This is a genomic window from Flavobacterium litorale (genome assembly GCF_019613795.1).
Lineage (GTDB): Bacteria > Bacteroidota > Bacteroidia > Flavobacteriales > Flavobacteriaceae > Flavobacterium > Flavobacterium litorale.
Map to the genome: position 1 here is coordinate 2,422,048 of NZ_CP080429.1, position 16,966 is coordinate 2,439,013.

Consider the following 16,966-nt stretch of genomic DNA (forward strand, 5'->3'; position numbering starts at 1 on the left):
TCACATAAATACATTGGTTTTGTGATAAAAACATATTTTTATATCATAAAATCTATAATTTTAACACAATAAAAACGTTAAATTATGTTAATGATGTTTTAATAATAGTAATTTTTATAATTATCCATATTCCGAATACGCATATTTTAACGCAAATACTATAGTAGTATATAACAAAGAGGGGCTTAAATAAGCCCCTCTTTGTTATAATTCTGTATTTTAAATAGTTATTCTTTAGATAATCTATCCATTACATCAGCACTTACACCTGTAGAGGAATACCCTCCGTCATGGAAAAGGTTTTGCATGGTAACCATTCTTGTCAAATCAGAGAAAAGCGTAATACAATAATCCGCACACGATTCAGCATCGGCATTACCTAATGGTGCAATAGAATCGGCAAAATCATAAAAATCACCAAACCCTTTTATACCTGTACCCGCAGTAGTTTTTGTAGGCGATTGCGATACGGTATTAATACGTACTTTTTTCTCTGTACCGTAATGGTAACCAAAACTACGTGCTATAGACTCTAACATGGCTTTAATATCTGCCATATCCGTATAGAAGGGATACGTACGTTGTGCAGCCATATAGGTTAAAGCTACTACACTACCACCATCGTTAATAGCATCTAGTTTTTTAGCAACGCTTAGCATTTTATGTAGCGACATTGCCGATACATCGATACCTTTCATAAAATAATCGTAGTTGGACTCTGTATACGGTATGTTTTTACGAATGTTAACACTCATACCTATAGAGTGCAGTATAAAATCAATTTTGCCGCCTAGTATTTCCTGTGCTTTTGTGTAAAGGTTTGTAAGCTCCTCCACATTGGTAGCATCCGCAGGTATAATTTCAGACCCTGTTTTTTCTGCTAATGTTTTTATCTCACCCATACGCATTGCAATAGGTGCATTGGTTAATACAAATGTTGCGCCTTGTTCGTGTGCCTTTTCAGCCACTTTCCAAGCAATCGAATTTTGGTCAAGAGCACCTGTTATAATACCTCTTTTACCTTTTAATAAGTTATGCATATTTTTTTAGTTTGCTAGTGGTTTATATAAAACAAATATATAGATATTTTTGATTTAATTGAGTAAAGCTCTGGCATGATTAAGCGCGGAGTCGGAGATATCCTTGCCCGAAAGCATTTCGGCTATTTCTCGTACTCTATCTTCTCCAGATAGTAGCTTTAGTTCTGATACTGTAGTTTCGCCTTGCGTTGTTTTAAATACTTTGTAATGCTGATTGCCTTTGGCTGCAATTTGAGGTAAGTGTGTTATGGCAAATACTTGCATGCCATTGCTCATAACTTTCATGATATTACCCATTTTGTTTGATATTTCACCTGAAACTCCAGTATCAATTTCATCAAATATAATGGTAGGTAATTTAGAGTAGTCTGCCAATACTGCTTTTACCGATAGCATTATACGCGACATCTCCCCACCCGAAGCTACTTTTTTAAGCAACCCAAAATCAGTACCTTTATTAGCCGAGAATAGCAAACTAATACTATCCTTACCCGTAATATAATAATTATCTGTATGCGTTACATTAAACTGAAAGCGTGCATTGGGCATACCTAACTGCGATAATAAGGCGGTTATTTTTTTTGTTAATACAGGAATGGCAGCTTTTCGCTTGTCTGATATCAATAACGCTGTTTCGTCTATAGCTGCTTTAGCTTTGGTAACCGCATCTTCTAATTTTTGTATGGTGGCATCTATGCCGTCAGATTGTACGGCTTTGCTTTCGAGTTCATTTTGTATGGCTATTAACTCGGCCACAGTAGCCACGTTATGTTTTTTCTGTAATGTGTACAGCAATTGTAATTTCTGGTTTATTAGTGTTAAACGAGCAGGGTCGTCTACCAATGTTTCAAAGTTTTGTGATATTTCTTCCGTAACATCATCCATCTCGATTAGTAAACTCGAAACTCTATCATAAAAAGAGTTATGCTCTGCCGAAAGACTACTTAGTTTTTGCAGTGCTATTTTTATTTCTTTTAGGCTTTGTAATGCTCCCATTTGCTCATCGGTTGCAAGCCCAATAGCTTTTGCTAACAATTCTTTTATAAACTCTACGTTACTAAGCTTTTCAAGTTCAGCCTCCAAACTTTCCTGCTCCCCTGCCTCCAGCTTAGCATCAATAAGTTCTTGCAGTAAAAAAGTATTATAATCGTGCTCTTTTGCTAAATCTGCTTTTTGTTGTTTGGCAGTATCCAAGTCTAATTGTAACGATTTTAATTTTGTAAGCTGTTTTTTATAAGTGGCTATACTAGCCCCCGTACTAGCAACGGCATCTATAATTTGCATTTGGTATTGCTCATCAGATAACTCGCGTGTTTGTTGCTGCGAGTGAATATCGATAAGATGGTTACCTAATTGCTGTAATACTTGTAAGGTTATGGGGCTATCGTTTACAAAAGCACGCGATTTACCAGAGGGTAGTATTTCGCGACGTATTATGGTTGTCGCTTCATAATCCAAATCGTTTTGGTTAAAAAAGTCATTTAAATTATAATCGCTTATTTTAAAACTAGCCTCAATAATACATTTAGCAGTTTTATCTTTTAGCGATGTAAGGTCGGCACGGTTACCCAACACCAAACCTAACGCACCCAGTAGTATGGATTTTCCTGCTCCAGTTTCTCCTGTGATAATAGAGAGTTTATCGGAAAAATCGATATGCAACTGCTCTATCAGTGCAAAATTTTTAATTTGTAACGATTGCAGCATAGTGTGTGCCTTTGTTTTACGCAAAGGTACTATTTAATAGCACTCCATTTAGAAGAATTCATAGGAGATATTCGGCTAAGTTTATCTGCCAGTCCTGTAGTAGTTATCATAGGACCTCCCGAGAACATTGATACAACCTCATCGGACTTGGCATCGAAAAATATACGCATTAAAAATGCATTAGGGCGTACTTTGTTTAGTTGCACTAATGTATCAATAGCCTCAATAGCTTTTTCTTTTCCTTCTTTTGGATTATCTGCCATAACATCTAGTGCTTCTCTGTGGTACGAATAAAGTACTTCTCTAAAAGGTATAAAAGTAGTAGAAAGTAAGTCGTCTACCAGAAAAAAGCGGTTCTGGTTACCGTCTTGCTGGCTCCACCCTTTATAGCCCGAACCTTGTGCAAGGCTAACCATATTTTGTGCTTCTTGGTAGTAAGGTGTACCCCCGCTTGGTGCAAAAGAATCGGCATCCATACCGATTATAATATTGGCATAGTACGCCATTAAAGCTACTAGGTTAGAGTCGTAACTATTAGGGTTGTATATAAGGTTTTCGTTTTCAAGATATCTAAATGCTACTTCTTTATCATTAAAATTAAGCATTGGCGATGAGTAGCTCGAATTGTACACAGGTCGTGATGATTGCACCTGCATGGTAGCCGTAAAGTTATTAGAGTTGTAGGCTGATACGTTTATAAATATAGAGCATTCAATACGCTCGCCTGGAGCAAAATCACGATTCGTCCATCGGGTATTGTTTACAAACTCGTTAAGTGATTTTTCTAACACTCTAAATATTTGTGTATTGGCATCTGTAATCCTATCAAAATCTACTTGTACGGTGCAATTAAGCTCTTGCCCTTTTACCGAAAAAGATAGGAATACCAACATTATTGCAAACCATTTATACATTGTAGTGCGTTTTTATTTTAGTAATAATATCCTTAGCAACTTCTTCTTTTGTTTTAAGCTCTAAAGGCTCTATAGTAAACTCCTTATCAATAAAAGTAACTTTATTGGTAGGTTTTCCAAAGCCTGCTCCTGCATCGTTCAACGAATTTAAAACAATCAAATCTAAGTTTTTTTTCTTTATCTTTTGCTTTGCGTGTTCTATTTCGTTCTCCGTTTCTAATGCAAAGCCTATTAAAAATTGCTTTGTTTTCTTTTCTCCTAACGAAAATAATATGTCTTTATTTTTCTCTAATACTATTTCGAGGTCGTTATCAGACTTTTTAATTTTCTGATTGGCAACAACTTTAGGTCGATAGTCCGATACCGCAGCAGCAGCAATGGCAACATCTGTGTTTTCAAAATGCTCATGGCAGGCATCGTACATTTGCTGTGCATTGGTAACACGTATAAGTTGTATACCATTATGCTCGGCTTGCAAATGCGTAGGACCACTTATTAGTACTACGGCTGCACCTGCATTGGCAGCGGCAAAAGCAATATCGTACCCCATTTTACCTGAGGAATGGTTACCTATAAAACGTACAGGGTCTATAGCCTCGTATGTAGGACCTGCAGTTATTAGTATTTTTTTTCCGCGAAGTGGTAATTTTGCTGCTAAATCGTTCTCTAAAAAGGTAATAATGTTTTCAGGTTCTGCCATACGCCCTTCACCAGAAAGTCCGCTAGCTAACTCGCCTGTTTCGGCGGGTATCATAATATTACCGTATTCTTGTAGTTTTTTAAAAGCAGTAACCGTTGATGGATGACGATACATATCGAGATCCATTGCTGGGGCAAAATAAACAGGGCATTTTGCCGATAAGTAGGTTGCTATTAATAAGTTGTTTGCACTACCCGATACCATTTTAGATAAGGTATTTGCTGTAGCAGGGGCAATTACAAATATATCTGCCCATAGTGCAAGTTCTACATGGTTGTTCCATACTGCATTTTCGTCCTCTTCGTCATAAAAAGAGGAGTGCACAGGTTTTTTGGAAAGTGTAGATAGTGTGAGTGGTGTAACAAAATCTTTGGCGGCAGGCGTCATAATAACTTGTACTTGCGCACCTGCCTTAATAAAAAGCCTAACTAAAGATGCTGTTTTATATGCGGCAATACCCCCCGAAATACCAAGAAGAACTTTTTTACCGCTTAAAACCGACATCTGTTATATACTATTTATTAGATTCTCTGAAAGATATTTTCTCTTTTAACCACTCCTCTACTGCTAAAGCATGTGGCTTAGGTAATTTTTCGTAAAATTTAGATACTTCTATCTGCTCTTTGTTTTCAAATATTTCTTCAAGGCTATCGTTATAAGTAGCAAATTCTTCTAACTTCTCGATAAGCTCTTTTTTAATTTCGCCATTAATTTGGTTAGCTCGCTTTGCTATAATTGTAATAGCTTCGTATATGTTGCCTGTAGGCTCTTCAATATCCGTTTTGTTGTAGGTAATTGTATTAACTGGAGCTTGAGCTTTTTTTAAATCCATATTGACTTTTATTATTTTGAAAGTAGTTCTAATTCTTTATTCACGTTGTTAATCATATCATCAGCACGATCTTTGTATTTCGTATCGGCTTTAAACTTTATTAATGCTTCGTAATTTAGCTTTGCAGCTTGCAATCGTGCACGCTTTTTAGCTTGTACACTATTTATGGCTAACCTGTACGATGCATCGAGCTTATGGTAAAGCGCATCTTCTTTATATACCGTACCAGGATGATCTAATATAAAATTATCAAGAGCTACAATAGCGGCTTTAAAATCGCCAAAATACTCCGCAGTATAATTGTATTGCTTGGCTATCTCAAATGCTTTTTTCTCTAGCTTTTCGTTGAGTTCCTTTACCAATTGGTTTGCTTCTGGCATAAACTGCGAGTTCGGGAACCTATCAATAAACTGTTGTAACTTATCTAATGCCTTGTAGGTATCCACTTGGTCTAGTGAATATCTTGGTGATAGTTGATAGTAACTTTTTGCTCCCATAAAAGCAGCTTCTTCCAGCTTTTCGCTTCGTGGGTAGTTTGCCGAAAAATACTCAAACTGGTAACCTGCTGTATAATATGTTTTTACATTGTATAACGACGATGCGTACATATAAAACAGCTTTTCTGCTTGTGGTTTCCCTCTGTAAGAAGGTGCTATTTGCTCAAACAAACGAATAGCTTTAGCGTATTTTCCGTTATTGTACATTAACTCTGCCACCTCATACTTTACCTTAATATCATCGGATTTTAAGGCTTTTTGGTATTGGTTACAAGAGGATAGTACTACTGCAAGAAGTATTATATATAGGTATCGAGCCATTTCAAGTATATGAATTTATGCACAGCTACCGCTGATTTAAAAGCAACTGCAAATTTAGTTAATAATTATGGAATACAAAATCTTTTTTTTAGCCATTACAAGGCTTTTAAAGATGGGGCATAATCCACTTCATAAACTACTATTGTATGTATTTTATTGTGTAGGTTTTGTACCTAAACAACAAAAGGATTGTTACGATTGTGTTTGCTGCACAAAACTGGCTAAACGTTTTGCTAAACCATTGCTAACTTGTACTAAAGGTAGCCTAACAACATCCTCACACAAACCAAGCGATTTAAATACCGATTTTATTCCTGCAGGATTGCCTTCTTCAAAAATCATATCAATAGCTTCGGCAAGTTGGTAATGTATTTTATATGCATCTGTTACGTTTTTATTTAACCCCAAACGTACCATATCCGAAAACTGTTTCGGGAAGCCCTCTCCTATTACCGATATTACGCCTGCACCGCCAGCAAGTACCATAGGTAATGTTATCATATCGTCACCCGATATTACCAAAAAATCGTCAGGAGTATGCTGTATTAAATTCATAGCCTGTACAATATCGCCTGCTGCTTCTTTAATGGCTACAATATTCTTAAAATCGTTTGCTAAACGTACTACTGTTTTAGGCAACATATTGCTTGCCGTTCTTCCAGGTACATTATAAAGTATAATGGGTAGTGGAGAAGCCTCAGCTACAGCTTTAAAGTGCTGATAAATCCCCTCTTGTGTGGGTTTGTTATAATAGGGCGAAACTGAGAGTACAGCGGTAAAAGCATCAAGGTTGGTTGTTTTTAGCGCATTAACAACGTCGTTAGTATTATTACCGCCTACACCAAGCACTAAAGGCAACCTGCCTGCATTGGCTTCAATAATTGTTTTTACAACCAATTCTTTTTCTTGTACACTTAACGTGGCAGATTCGGCTGTGGTACCTAAAACTACAAGATAGTCGATACCATTGTCTATCTGGAAATTAACGATGCGTTTTAGTGCATCAACATCAACCGAAAAATCGTTTTTAAATGGAGTTATTAAAGCAACGCCTGTACCCGTAATTGCCTGCATATTATTTTCTGTTTAAGATTTTTATATATTTAAAGAGTTCGCTCACAAAAAGCTCGTATTTTTTGGTAGGAGTATTTATCGTAAAATCGTTAAGCCGTGTATCTACAGCCGAAAAACCAACTTTAAACTTAGCTTTCGATTTTAATGTGGCTAAAACCAATGGTAAATCTTCGGTATCGTAATAACTAATTAGCATATCAAAACGACGGTATACAAACGCATTTACAGCCTCTGTTTTAAAACGCCCATTGGCATTTATATCGGCAAGCGAATAACAGTCTTTAACCACTTCTTTGCTACTTATATTTTCTCTATAACTTAGTACTTCTATATTTTTCTCGGCAATACCTTGCTTAACAATTGCTTTTACAATAGTACTTGTATTACCATAATGCTGCTCATCGGTAAGTACACCTACAGTCACTACAGTATCAGGCATAGCAATGGGTTGATACTTGGCTAAAGATTTCTTAATGGTTTTTTTTAAGCCAAAGTTTTTAATAAACTTCAAAAACATCGTATTTTTACTGATTGAATACAAAACTACTCCAAATAAGTGTTACCACAAATAATTACTCTCAAAAAGAATAGCATTAAAGCCCTATTATTAGTCTTGTTTTTAGGCTTATTCACTTTTATTTCGTGTGCACCAAAACAGTTAGTAAACACAAAAGTTAACGGGAAACAAGTACCCGTTAATAATGCCTACAACACCGATAATGAAATTGAAAGTTTTATAGCCCCCTACCGTAAGCATATTAATAACGACCTAGATAGTACGCTGGCTTGGGCTCCCGTAACGTTTACAAAGCGCAAAGGAAAATGGCAAACCAATATTGGTAACCTTATGGCAGATGTTACTTTTACAACTGCTGACAGGTTGCTTTACGCAAGAGAAAAAAAACACGTAGATGTTTGTTTGCTAAACCATGGTGGCATACGGTCTACCATACCACAAGGTAAAGTTACAGCACGTACGGGATACCAAATAATGCCTTTTGAGAATAACCTTATTGTATTGGCATTAAAAGGGGAACAAATTAACGATATAGCCGCTTACTTTATTAAGGGTAAAAAAGCACACCCAATAGCAGGTATGGAAATTGTGTTAGACAAGCAGAATAACCTTAAAAAAACAATGGTACAAGGACAACCCGTTGTAGCCGATAAAATATACTATGTAGCTACGTCCGATTATCTTGCTAATGGCGGCGATAACATGGTGTTTTTTAAAGAGGCTGTAGCATCATACAAAATGGATTATAAATTGCGAAATTTGTATATCGACTATTTTAAAACTGTAGATACCCTGCCTATAAACAATACCAAGCGCATTATAATTGAGTAAGCCATGAAGAGAAGAGATTTTATACAGAAAACAGCAGCAGGGTCGGCAATACTCATGAGTGGGTTACCATTAAGTAGTTTTGCTACCGAAATAAATGCAGTAAAGCGTATTACAATACTCCATACTAACGATACGCACAGCCATATAGACCCTTTACCGATGGACGACCCACGAAACCCTAATATGGGTGGCGCAGCCCGTAGGGCAACATTGGTAAATGCCATTAGAAAAGAGAACCCCAATACGTTATTACTGGATGCTGGCGATATTTTTCAGGGTACGCCCTATTTTAACTACTACGGTGGCGAATTGGAGTTTAAAATTATGAGTATGCTGCAATACGACCTTGCTACGCTAGGTAATCATGATTTTGATAACGGTATAGAAGGTTTTTACAAGCAACTACCCCATGCAAAATTCGATTTTGTATCGGCAAACTACGGTTTTAAAAACTCGGTGCTGGACGGTATTGTAAAACCCTACAAAGCATTTGTAAAAGACGGCATTAAAATAGGCATCTTTGGGCTAGGCATACAATTGCAGGGCTTGGTTGACCCACGCTTGTATAAGGAAGTACAATACAACGACCCCATAGGCGTAGCACAAGATATGAGCCGTACGCTTAAAGAAGAAGAAAAATGCGATTTAATTATTTGCCTATCGCACCTTGGCTTTAGTTATGGTAAAAAAAGTGACAAGGTATCAGACCAAGTTATAGCACGCAACACTAAAGATATCGACCTTATTATTGGTGGACACACACATACCTTTTTAAGCAAGCCGTATATAGCCCAAAACGCTAACGGTAACGATGTACTTATAAACCAAGTAGGTTGCTACGGTATTAATGTTGGGCAAATTGATTTTTATTTTGAGAAAGGCAGAAAGAGCTTTGAGAGTAAAACTATAAATGTGGGATAAACTTATCTCAATTAAAAGTTGATGGTATTCAAAAATACTGATTATGAATAGCGAAAATTAATAAAACTTCTAAAAAGATTACAAAACTTAAACTAAATTAATTGTAAAGATTGTATCAATTCTAATATGTGCTTTGCTTTCAAATCATTAACTAAAATATGCTTGGTTCTATCAACTATTTGGTAAGTAGATGTCCAAATAGTTTCGTAACCATATGTATTCGCCACATGTTTAACAGCACGTACGGTTTCACCTCTTGTTCTAGTGGTACATATTATAATGTCACATTTATAATTAATTGCTAAGTCAGTTAGTTTCCCTTGCAAACCTGTATTAGGATCACCCTGACTTTCCACGCCAATTATTACACCATTAATTTCAACTACAACTCTAATATCGGTTATAGCGTGAACTACCATTGGTATTGGAAAAATTGCCTTATATGTTGGATAGGTACTTAACAGCAAATTTGCAAATGCTCTTAGGGTATTGCTTTTCCCTTTACCTCCAGCATTACAAACTGCTAAAATTGTTTTATTGTTGTTAACGGTCATAAAAATATTGTTTATTTTTAATATATATTGATTGTATAGCGCCAAAATAAATAGATTAAATTGAAAATAAAATACCCGTTAATAGGTATTTTATAAGATATAATTCTTCCTGTTTTCACAAAAAAACCCCTATTTTAGCTATTAAATAACAAATACCAGAAAAACATGATTACTGAAAAACAATTTCAGGAAGAACTCAATATAATAATTACCAATGCTGTACGCGAAGATGTTGGCGATGGCGACCACAGTTCACTCGCCTGCATACCTGCCGATGCAACGGGTAAAGCCAAACTTTTAGTGAAAGATGAAGGTATTTTGGCAGGTGTTAACTTTGCCAAACAAGTATTTAACTATGTAGACCCAAACTTAACCGTAAACGTATTTATAGAAGATGGCTCGGCTGTAAAATACGGCGATGTAGCTTTTCATGTTTCAGGGAGTTCGCAATCCATACTAAAAGCAGAGCGGTTGGTACTTAACGCCATGCAACGTATGAGTGCTATTGCTACCAAAACCAAAAAATACGTGGCTATTTTAGAGGGCACAAACACTAAAATACTCGACACCCGTAAAACTACACCAGGTATACGCGCACTCGAAAAGTGGGCAGTAACTATTGGTGGTGGCGAAAATCACCGTTTTGCGTTGTATGATATGATTATGCTTAAAGACAATCATATCGATTTTGCAGGTGGTATTACACCCGCCATACAAAAAACGTTGGATTACCTGAAAACGAATAATCGTGACTTAAAAATAATTGTAGAGGCACGTAGCTTGGATGAAGTACGGGAGATAATGAAAAACGAGGGTGTTTACCGCATACTATTGGACAATTTTAATTACGACCAAACGCGTGAAGCGGTTGAGCTTATTGGCAATTACTGCCTTACTGAATCGTCGGGTGGTATTAACGAAAGTAATATGCGAGGGTATGCCGAATGTGGTGTTAACTATATCTCATCGGGGGCAGTAACCCATTCCGTATACAATATGGATCTTAGCTTAAAAGCGCTTTAATGAGTGCGGAATTAGAACATAAACTGGAACGCATACCCGTAGTAAAGCACATTGTACGGTTTGGTAAAAGTATAGAGCTACCATGGTCTGATGGACTTACGCTATACCATATGCTAGAGCTTTATATTACAGGTGTGGTTAAAGGCGAAACCTCAACCAAGGCAGCCGCTATTGCATTTAGTTTTTTTATGTCGCTATTTCCATTTGCACTTTTTATACTAAACCTTATCCCTTACATTCCGCTTGATAATTTTCAGGACGATTTTTTGCAATTTGTTGCCGATAACGTACCCCCAAACACCTTTGATGCTATAGCCGATATTATAAAGGATATTACCGAGAACAGTAACAAAGGGCTACTATCTACAGGTATCTTGCTGGCTATATTACTAATGTCTAATGGGATGAATGCTATACTAAGCGGTTTTCAGTCGTCATTGCATATTACCGTAAAACGCTCCTATTTTAAGCAATATGTGGTTGCCATAGGGCTATCGCTCCTATTTACAGTACTACTTATTGTAACAGTAGTTGCCATTATTACCTTAGAGGTATTAATACAGGTTATAGACCATGATGGTTTTTTAACAGACGATATTTACTTGCTAGAAATAGGGCGTTACGTGTTTTTAATGCTCATGATGTTAACAGCTACATCTTTACTATTTAAATTTGCTGCCAGAGAAACCCGAAAGGCTGCTTTTTTTAGCTACGGCTCCGTTTTAACTACTGTATTATTTGGCGTAACCTCATTTTTATTTAGTATATACGTAGTACGTTTTGCACAATATAATGAGCTTTATGGCTCTATTGGCACACTACTTGTATTAATGTTATACCTGTGGATTAACTGCTTTATTTTACTTTTAGGTTTCGAATTAAACGCATTAATTCATAAATTGAAACGAAAAAATTTATATATTTAACAGAATCAAAAACATTTTATTATGAAAAAATACTTTCTAACACTACTATTGGTTTTTACCGCTGGAATACTCTCTGCCGCTGCGCAAGGGGTTACAGGAAAATGGAAAACTATTGATGATGAAACAGGTGAAGCAAAATCTATTGTAGAGATTTACGAGAAAGATGGCAAAATATACGGTAAGGTAGTCGAGATACTAAATCCTGCTAAAAGAGAGGCAAAATGTACCAAATGTAAAGGTGCCGATAAAAACAAACCTATTCTTGGACTTGTTATTATAAAAGGACTTGAGAAAGATGGTGATGAGTATACCGATGGCGATATACTAGACCCTAACAAAGGAAAACTATACAGTTGTACCATAAAACTAGATGGCAAAGATAAACTTGATGTTAGAGGTTATTTAGGTTTCTCGTTTATAGGGCGAAGCCAAACTTGGATACGCGTATAATAAACAGTATAAACTTATATACAAAAAACACTTCTGTAATTATGAGGTGTTTTTTTTATGCTTTTTGCAGCCTATATTTGTAATAAATACTACTGTATGCCCTATTTTGTAGAAGTAATACTACCACTAGCCTTACCCAAGCCATTTACATACGCCATTACACAAACTGAATTTAACTATATACAGCCTGGTATGCGTATTGCCGTGCCTTTTGGACGTAGTAAAATTTATACTGCTTTGGCTACAGGGCTGCATCAAAATCCACCAGAGCTATACGAAGCCAAAGAAATACACCAAATACTAGACGAAAAACCAATAGTAACCGAAATACAGTTAAAACATTGGCATTGGATAGCAGGGTATTACATGTGCAGTATTGGCGATGTATACAGATCAGCAATGCCATCAGGGTATATTTTAGAAAGCGAAACCATAATAACGCCTGTAAAAGAGTATAATGAAATAGCTACGTTAACGGATGACGAATACCTAATTTATGATGCCTTACGCAAACAATCGTCCATTAAAATACAGGAAGTATCGGATATTCTGAACAAAAAAACGGTACTACCTATTATAAACAAACTTTTATCAGTAAATGCTATAGCATTACAGGAAGAAATCAAAGAAAAATACAGGCCTAAAACAACCCAATATATTAAACTACAGCCTGAATATTCGGCTCCTGAAAAGTTAAACGAATTACTAGAAAAATTATCGCGTTCGCAAAAACAGCGCGATGCTATTCTGCACTATTTTCAGTTACAGGCTACAACTAAAAAACCAATAACTACTAAAAAACTAGCAGCAACGTCAGGAGTATCATCTGGTGTTATAAAAGCGTTAGTAGACAAGAACATCTTTGAAAGTTATACGCTAGCAGAAGACAGAATCCAATTCTCTGAAAGTAATACTGCTGCTTTTACATTAAGTACAAAACAACTAGAAGCATTAAATGCCGTAGAAAAAAACTTTAATAATCATCAGGTAACGTTACTACACGGCATAACATCCAGCGGTAAAACAGAACTTTACATAAAATTAATTGAAAGCTATATTAACAAAGTAGAGCAAGTATTGTACCTACTCCCCGAAATAGCATTAACAACACAATTGGTAGTACGGCTTACTGCCTATTTTGGCAACCAAGTAGCTGTATTCCACTCAAAATACACCAATAACGAGCGGATTGAAACATGGCAACACACATTACAAGGCTCCAATAAAGCAAAGGTAATTATTGGTGCACGCTCGGCGTTATTCTTACCCTTCCAAAAACTAGGGCTCATTATTATAGATGAAGAACACGAACAAACATTTAAACAGTACGACCCCGCACCACGATACCATGCACGCGATGCTGCCATAGTATTAGCAGGCTACCATAAAGCTAAAGTTTTGTTAGGCTCTGCAACCCCAAGTATAGAGAGTTATTACAATGCAACCCACAATAAGTACGGCTATGTAGCACTTACAGAGCGTTACGGTAATGTAATGCCTCCAGAAATTGTATTGGTAGATTTAAAGGATAAGTACAAACGTAAGCGAATGACAGGGCATTTTAGTGACGAGCTGATTACGGCGATAACCGAAACACTATCCGAAGGAAAACAAGTAATACTATTCCAAAATCGTAGAGGATTTTCGCCTTGGGTAGAGTGTATAACGTGCGGACACGTACCCCAATGCCCACAATGCGATGTTAGCCTTACTTATTACAAATACAAAAATCAATTGCGTTGCCACTACTGTGGGCATAACATTGCTAAGCCTACCCATTGCCACGAATGCCACTCGCCAGACCTGTCTACCAAAGGTTTTGGTACAGAACAAATAGAGGCTGAACTTAAAACGCTATTTCCTGATAAAAATGCAGCACGTATGGATCAAGATACGACGCGTGGTAAGTACAGTTACGAGAAAATTATTACTGCGTTTAAAAACCAAGAAGTAGATATACTGGTGGGTACACAAATGCTTGCCAAAGGGCTTCATTTTGATAATGTGCACCTTGTTGGGATATTAAATGCTGATAACATGCTCTATCAGCCTGATTTTAGAGCTTTTGAGCGCGCTTACCAAATGATGGTACAAGTTGCAGGACGAGCAGGACGTAAAGACATTAGAGGCAAGGTAATGATACAAACTTATAATCCGCTACATAATGTAATACAACAAGTTAGCAACAGCGATTACAATGGTATGTACAAAGAGCAGGTATACGAAAGACACAATTTTAAATACCCGCCATTTTATAAGCTGGTACGCCTTACACTAAAACATAAAGATTACGAGAAACTCAAAAATGCAGCAATGTGGCTGTACAACGTATTATCGCAAAACCTCGAGGTACCCGTACTCGGTCCAGAAGAGCCTAGAATAAGTAAAATACGTAACCAGTACCTACGCACTATAATGATAAAAGTACCACAAGGCACATCGTTACCAAGTAATAAAGGCATAATAAGTAAAGCGCTACAGAGTTTTGAGGCTGTAGCGCAATATAGGGCTGTAAGGATATCGGTTAACGTAGACCCTTATTGAGATTGTGATGCTTTGTTTACGGCTTTTGCCAAATCTTCCTTGCGGTTTCGGCTAAGCGGAATTTGTGTACTTCCTATTTCGGCAAACCTACTATTAAAACGCTCTACCTTAGAGATATTAATGATGAATGACTTATGAACACGTAAAAAATTATCGCTAGGTAATTGTGTTTCAAAAGCTTTCATGGTAGATAGTACTAAATGCGTACCATCTTCCGTAATAATCTTTATATAATCGCCAAGGGCTTCTACCCATTTAATGCGCCCAATATATAATTTAAGATTTTTCAGATTGCTCTTCACAAAAATAAATTCCCCTTCATCTTCAGGAGTTTCTTTTTTCATTTGGTGCAGTTCTATAGCTTTTTCAACCGCTTTATTAAAACGATCTTTTTTTATAGGTTTATGTAAATAATCAATAGCGGCATAATCAAAAGCACGCAAGGCATAGTCTGACTTAGCCGAGACAAAAACAATTTGAGGTCTTGTTTTTAGTCCATCAAGCAAGTCAAAGCCGCTTTGTACAGGCATTTCGATATCTAAAAAAATTAAATCGACAGTCTTGTTCAGAATACATTTGCGCGTTTCGGAAGCATTAGAGAAATCTCCAACAAGATCAAGGTCAGGATGCTCATTAGCTAATTTGGCAATAGTAATTCTATGTATGGTGCTGTCGTCAACAACTACACAGTTAAGTTTCATTATTCAGGTCGGTTAGTAAAAAGGTTTCAGTAAAATTGTATTCTTTATTGGTTGGGATGATTACAAATATAAACAAAAAAAAAGCGTTTTTATAACTACAAAAAATCTATTTTACGCATTGTTATTTAAATAAAAAGCACTATTTTTGCAGCCAATTTTTACAATTAATTATATATCATTATGAACAACTATGAAACTGTTTTCATCTTGAATCCCGTTTTATCTGAAACCCAGGTAAAGGAAACAGTAAGTAAATTTGAGGATTATCTTACTTCAAAAGGGGCCGAGATGGTAGCTAAAGAGGATTGGGGCTTAAAAAAACTAGCTTACGAAATCCAGCACAAGAAAAGTGGTTTTTACCACCTATTTGAATTTAAAGCTCCAGCTGATATTTTAGTTGGCTTTGAAACTGAGTTTAGACGTGACGAAAGAATTATGCGTTTCTTAACTGTTACTTTGGATAAGCACGCTATCTCATGGGCAGAAAGAAGAAGAGAAAAACTAAAAGCTAAAGCAAACTAAGTTATGGCAAGTATAGAGCAGTCAGCTAAAGGAAAAAAAGATGGAGATATCAGATATCTTACACCTTTAAATATAGAGACAAACAAGGCTAAAAAGTATTGCCGTTTCAAAAAATCAGGTATCAAGTATATAGATTATAAAGATCCTGACTTTTTACTAAAGTTTGTAAACGAGCAAGGTAAAATACTTCCTCGCCGTCTTACTGGTACTTCTTTAAAATACCAAAGAAAAGTATCTGTAGCCGTAAAAAGAGCACGTCATTTAGCATTAATGCCATATGTGGCTGATTTATTAAAATAAAAAGGAGGCAATATTATGGAACTTATACTTAAACAAGACGTACAGAATTTAGGGTTTAAAGATGATATTGTTACAGTAAAACCAGGATATGGTCGTAACTTTTTAATCCCACAAGGATTTGCACACATGGCAACTCCTACAGCTAAAAAAGTACTAGCTGAGAACTTAAAGCAAAGAGCTTTTAAAGAGCAAAAAATGGTAGACGATGCAAAAACTACCGCTGAAGCACTTAAAGGTTTAGAGATAAAAATTACTGCTAAAGCAGGAGGCGATAAATTATTTGGTTCTGTAACCAATGCAAATATTGCTGAAGCATTAGAGAAAAACGGACATAGTATCGATAAAAAGTATATTACAAGTGGTATCGTAAAACGTACTGGTAAATATACAGCAAACGTTAGGCTTCACCGCGAAGTTATCGTTGAGCTTCCTTACGAAATTGTTGCCGAACAAGAGTAATTATTAGTGTTATATAAAAAGCCTTCCTTTAACTGGGAAGGCTTTTTTTATATATAATTTTAGCCTAAAACTGCTTAATCGCACCTATTATAACTAATAAATTTAGAGTAATCAGTATAATTCGTGGCTTAAA

General features: G+C 36.2%; 19 protein-coding genes. 9 read left to right on the top strand and 10 right to left on the bottom strand.

Translation table 11 applies throughout. The features are described 5' to 3' along the window. Positions 1-227 precede the first annotated feature (227 nt). The 8 genes from K1I41_RS11015 to K1I41_RS11050 form a co-directional block, all read right to left on the bottom strand. The gene (locus K1I41_RS11015) at positions 228-1,040 is read right to left on the bottom strand and encodes an enoyl-ACP reductase FabI (RefSeq protein WP_220640396.1); all 813 of its coding nucleotides are present in this window, start codon (positions 1,038-1,040) and stop codon (positions 228-230) included. 54 nt (positions 1,041-1,094) lie between these two features. Further along, positions 1,095-2,747, bottom strand: a complete 1,653-nt coding sequence (recN, locus tag K1I41_RS11020) for a DNA repair protein RecN (protein ID WP_220640397.1) — start codon at positions 2,745-2,747, stop codon at positions 1,095-1,097. 29 nt (positions 2,748-2,776) lie between these two features. Then, the gene (gene porD, locus K1I41_RS11025) at positions 2,777-3,661 is read right to left on the bottom strand and encodes a type IX secretion system protein PorD (RefSeq protein WP_220640398.1); all 885 of its coding nucleotides are present in this window, start codon (positions 3,659-3,661) and stop codon (positions 2,777-2,779) included. Then, positions 3,654-4,865, bottom strand: coding sequence for a bifunctional phosphopantothenoylcysteine decarboxylase/phosphopantothenate--cysteine ligase CoaBC (gene coaBC, locus K1I41_RS11030; RefSeq protein ID WP_220640399.1), 1,212 nt, complete (start codon positions 4,863-4,865; stop codon positions 3,654-3,656). Before coaBC ends, porD begins: the two co-directional genes overlap by 8 nt. A gap of 10 nt (positions 4,866-4,875) precedes the next feature. Then, a complete protein-coding gene (locus K1I41_RS11035; RefSeq protein ID WP_220640400.1) occupies positions 4,876-5,193 on the bottom strand; it encodes a DNA-directed RNA polymerase subunit omega in 318 nt (105 codons plus the stop codon). Positions 5,194-5,204: 11 nt separating this feature from the next. Continuing rightward, complete coding sequence (locus tag K1I41_RS11040; protein WP_220640401.1) at positions 5,205-6,011, bottom strand: outer membrane protein assembly factor BamD; 807 nt, start codon at positions 6,009-6,011, stop codon at positions 5,205-5,207. Between the two features lie 192 nt (positions 6,012-6,203). Continuing rightward, complete coding sequence (dapA, locus tag K1I41_RS11045; RefSeq protein ID WP_220640402.1) at positions 6,204-7,085, bottom strand: 4-hydroxy-tetrahydrodipicolinate synthase; 882 nt, start codon at positions 7,083-7,085, stop codon at positions 6,204-6,206. A gap of 1 nt (position 7,086) precedes the next feature. Beyond that, positions 7,087-7,596 (bottom strand): DUF6913 domain-containing protein, encoded by a 510-nt coding sequence (locus K1I41_RS11050; protein ID WP_220640403.1) that lies wholly within the window; start codon positions 7,594-7,596, stop codon positions 7,087-7,089. Positions 7,597-7,641: 45 nt separating this feature from the next. Between K1I41_RS11050 and K1I41_RS11055 the strand changes: the two genes are divergently transcribed. Next, the gene (locus tag K1I41_RS11055) at positions 7,642-8,433 is read left to right on the top strand and encodes a 5'-nucleotidase C-terminal domain-containing protein (protein ID WP_255566927.1); all 792 of its coding nucleotides are present in this window, start codon (positions 7,642-7,644) and stop codon (positions 8,431-8,433) included. A 3-nt stretch (positions 8,434-8,436) separates the two neighbouring features. Further along, on the top strand, positions 8,437-9,354 hold the full coding sequence (locus tag K1I41_RS11060; RefSeq protein WP_220640404.1) for a bifunctional metallophosphatase/5'-nucleotidase: 918 nt from the start codon (positions 8,437-8,439) through the stop codon (positions 9,352-9,354). 92 nt (positions 9,355-9,446) lie between these two features. Here the strand turns inward: K1I41_RS11060 and K1I41_RS11065 are convergent, their stop codons facing one another. Next, positions 9,447-9,908 (bottom strand): hypothetical protein, encoded by a 462-nt coding sequence (locus K1I41_RS11065; protein WP_220640405.1) that lies wholly within the window; start codon positions 9,906-9,908, stop codon positions 9,447-9,449. Positions 9,909-10,073: 165 nt separating this feature from the next. Between K1I41_RS11065 and nadC the strand changes: the two genes are divergently transcribed. The 4 genes from nadC (at position 10,074) to priA (ending at position 14,851) form a co-directional block, all read left to right on the top strand. After that, positions 10,074-10,931, top strand: coding sequence for a carboxylating nicotinate-nucleotide diphosphorylase (gene nadC / locus K1I41_RS11070; RefSeq protein ID WP_220640406.1), 858 nt, complete (start codon positions 10,074-10,076; stop codon positions 10,929-10,931). After that, positions 10,931-11,857 carry a YihY/virulence factor BrkB family protein gene (locus K1I41_RS11075; protein ID WP_220640407.1) on the top strand — a complete coding sequence of 309 codons (927 nt, stop codon included), beginning with the start codon at positions 10,931-10,933 and terminating at the stop codon, positions 11,855-11,857. Before nadC ends, K1I41_RS11075 begins: the two co-directional genes overlap by 1 nt. Positions 11,858-11,878: 21 nt before the next feature. Further along, on the top strand, positions 11,879-12,307 hold the full coding sequence (locus tag K1I41_RS11080; protein WP_220640408.1) for a DUF2147 domain-containing protein: 429 nt from the start codon (positions 11,879-11,881) through the stop codon (positions 12,305-12,307). 96 nt (positions 12,308-12,403) lie between these two features. Continuing rightward, a complete protein-coding gene (gene priA, locus K1I41_RS11085) occupies positions 12,404-14,851 on the top strand; it encodes a replication restart helicase PriA (protein ID WP_220640409.1) in 2,448 nt (815 codons plus the stop codon). Here priA and K1I41_RS11090 read toward each other — a convergent pair. Beyond that, positions 14,845-15,552, bottom strand: coding sequence for a LytR/AlgR family response regulator transcription factor (locus K1I41_RS11090; protein WP_220640410.1), 708 nt, complete (start codon positions 15,550-15,552; stop codon positions 14,845-14,847). The genes priA and K1I41_RS11090 overlap by 7 nt on opposite strands. A 180-nt stretch (positions 15,553-15,732) precedes the next feature. Between K1I41_RS11090 and rpsF the strand changes: the two genes are divergently transcribed. Genes rpsF through rplI form a run of 3 tightly spaced genes read left to right on the top strand, consistent with a single transcriptional unit; the run spans position 15,733 to position 16,833 of the window. Then, on the top strand, positions 15,733-16,074 hold the full coding sequence (gene rpsF / locus K1I41_RS11095; RefSeq protein WP_220640411.1) for a 30S ribosomal protein S6: 342 nt from the start codon (positions 15,733-15,735) through the stop codon (positions 16,072-16,074). Positions 16,075-16,077: 3 nt separating this feature from the next. Continuing rightward, positions 16,078-16,374 carry a 30S ribosomal protein S18 gene (rpsR, locus tag K1I41_RS11100; protein ID WP_188619714.1) on the top strand — a complete coding sequence of 99 codons (297 nt, stop codon included), beginning with the start codon at positions 16,078-16,080 and terminating at the stop codon, positions 16,372-16,374. Between the two features lie 15 nt (positions 16,375-16,389). Continuing rightward, positions 16,390-16,833: a 50S ribosomal protein L9 gene (gene rplI, locus K1I41_RS11105; RefSeq protein WP_220640412.1), complete on the top strand. Its 444-nt coding sequence runs from the start codon at positions 16,390-16,392 to the stop codon at positions 16,831-16,833. Positions 16,834-16,966: the final 133 nt, after the last annotated feature.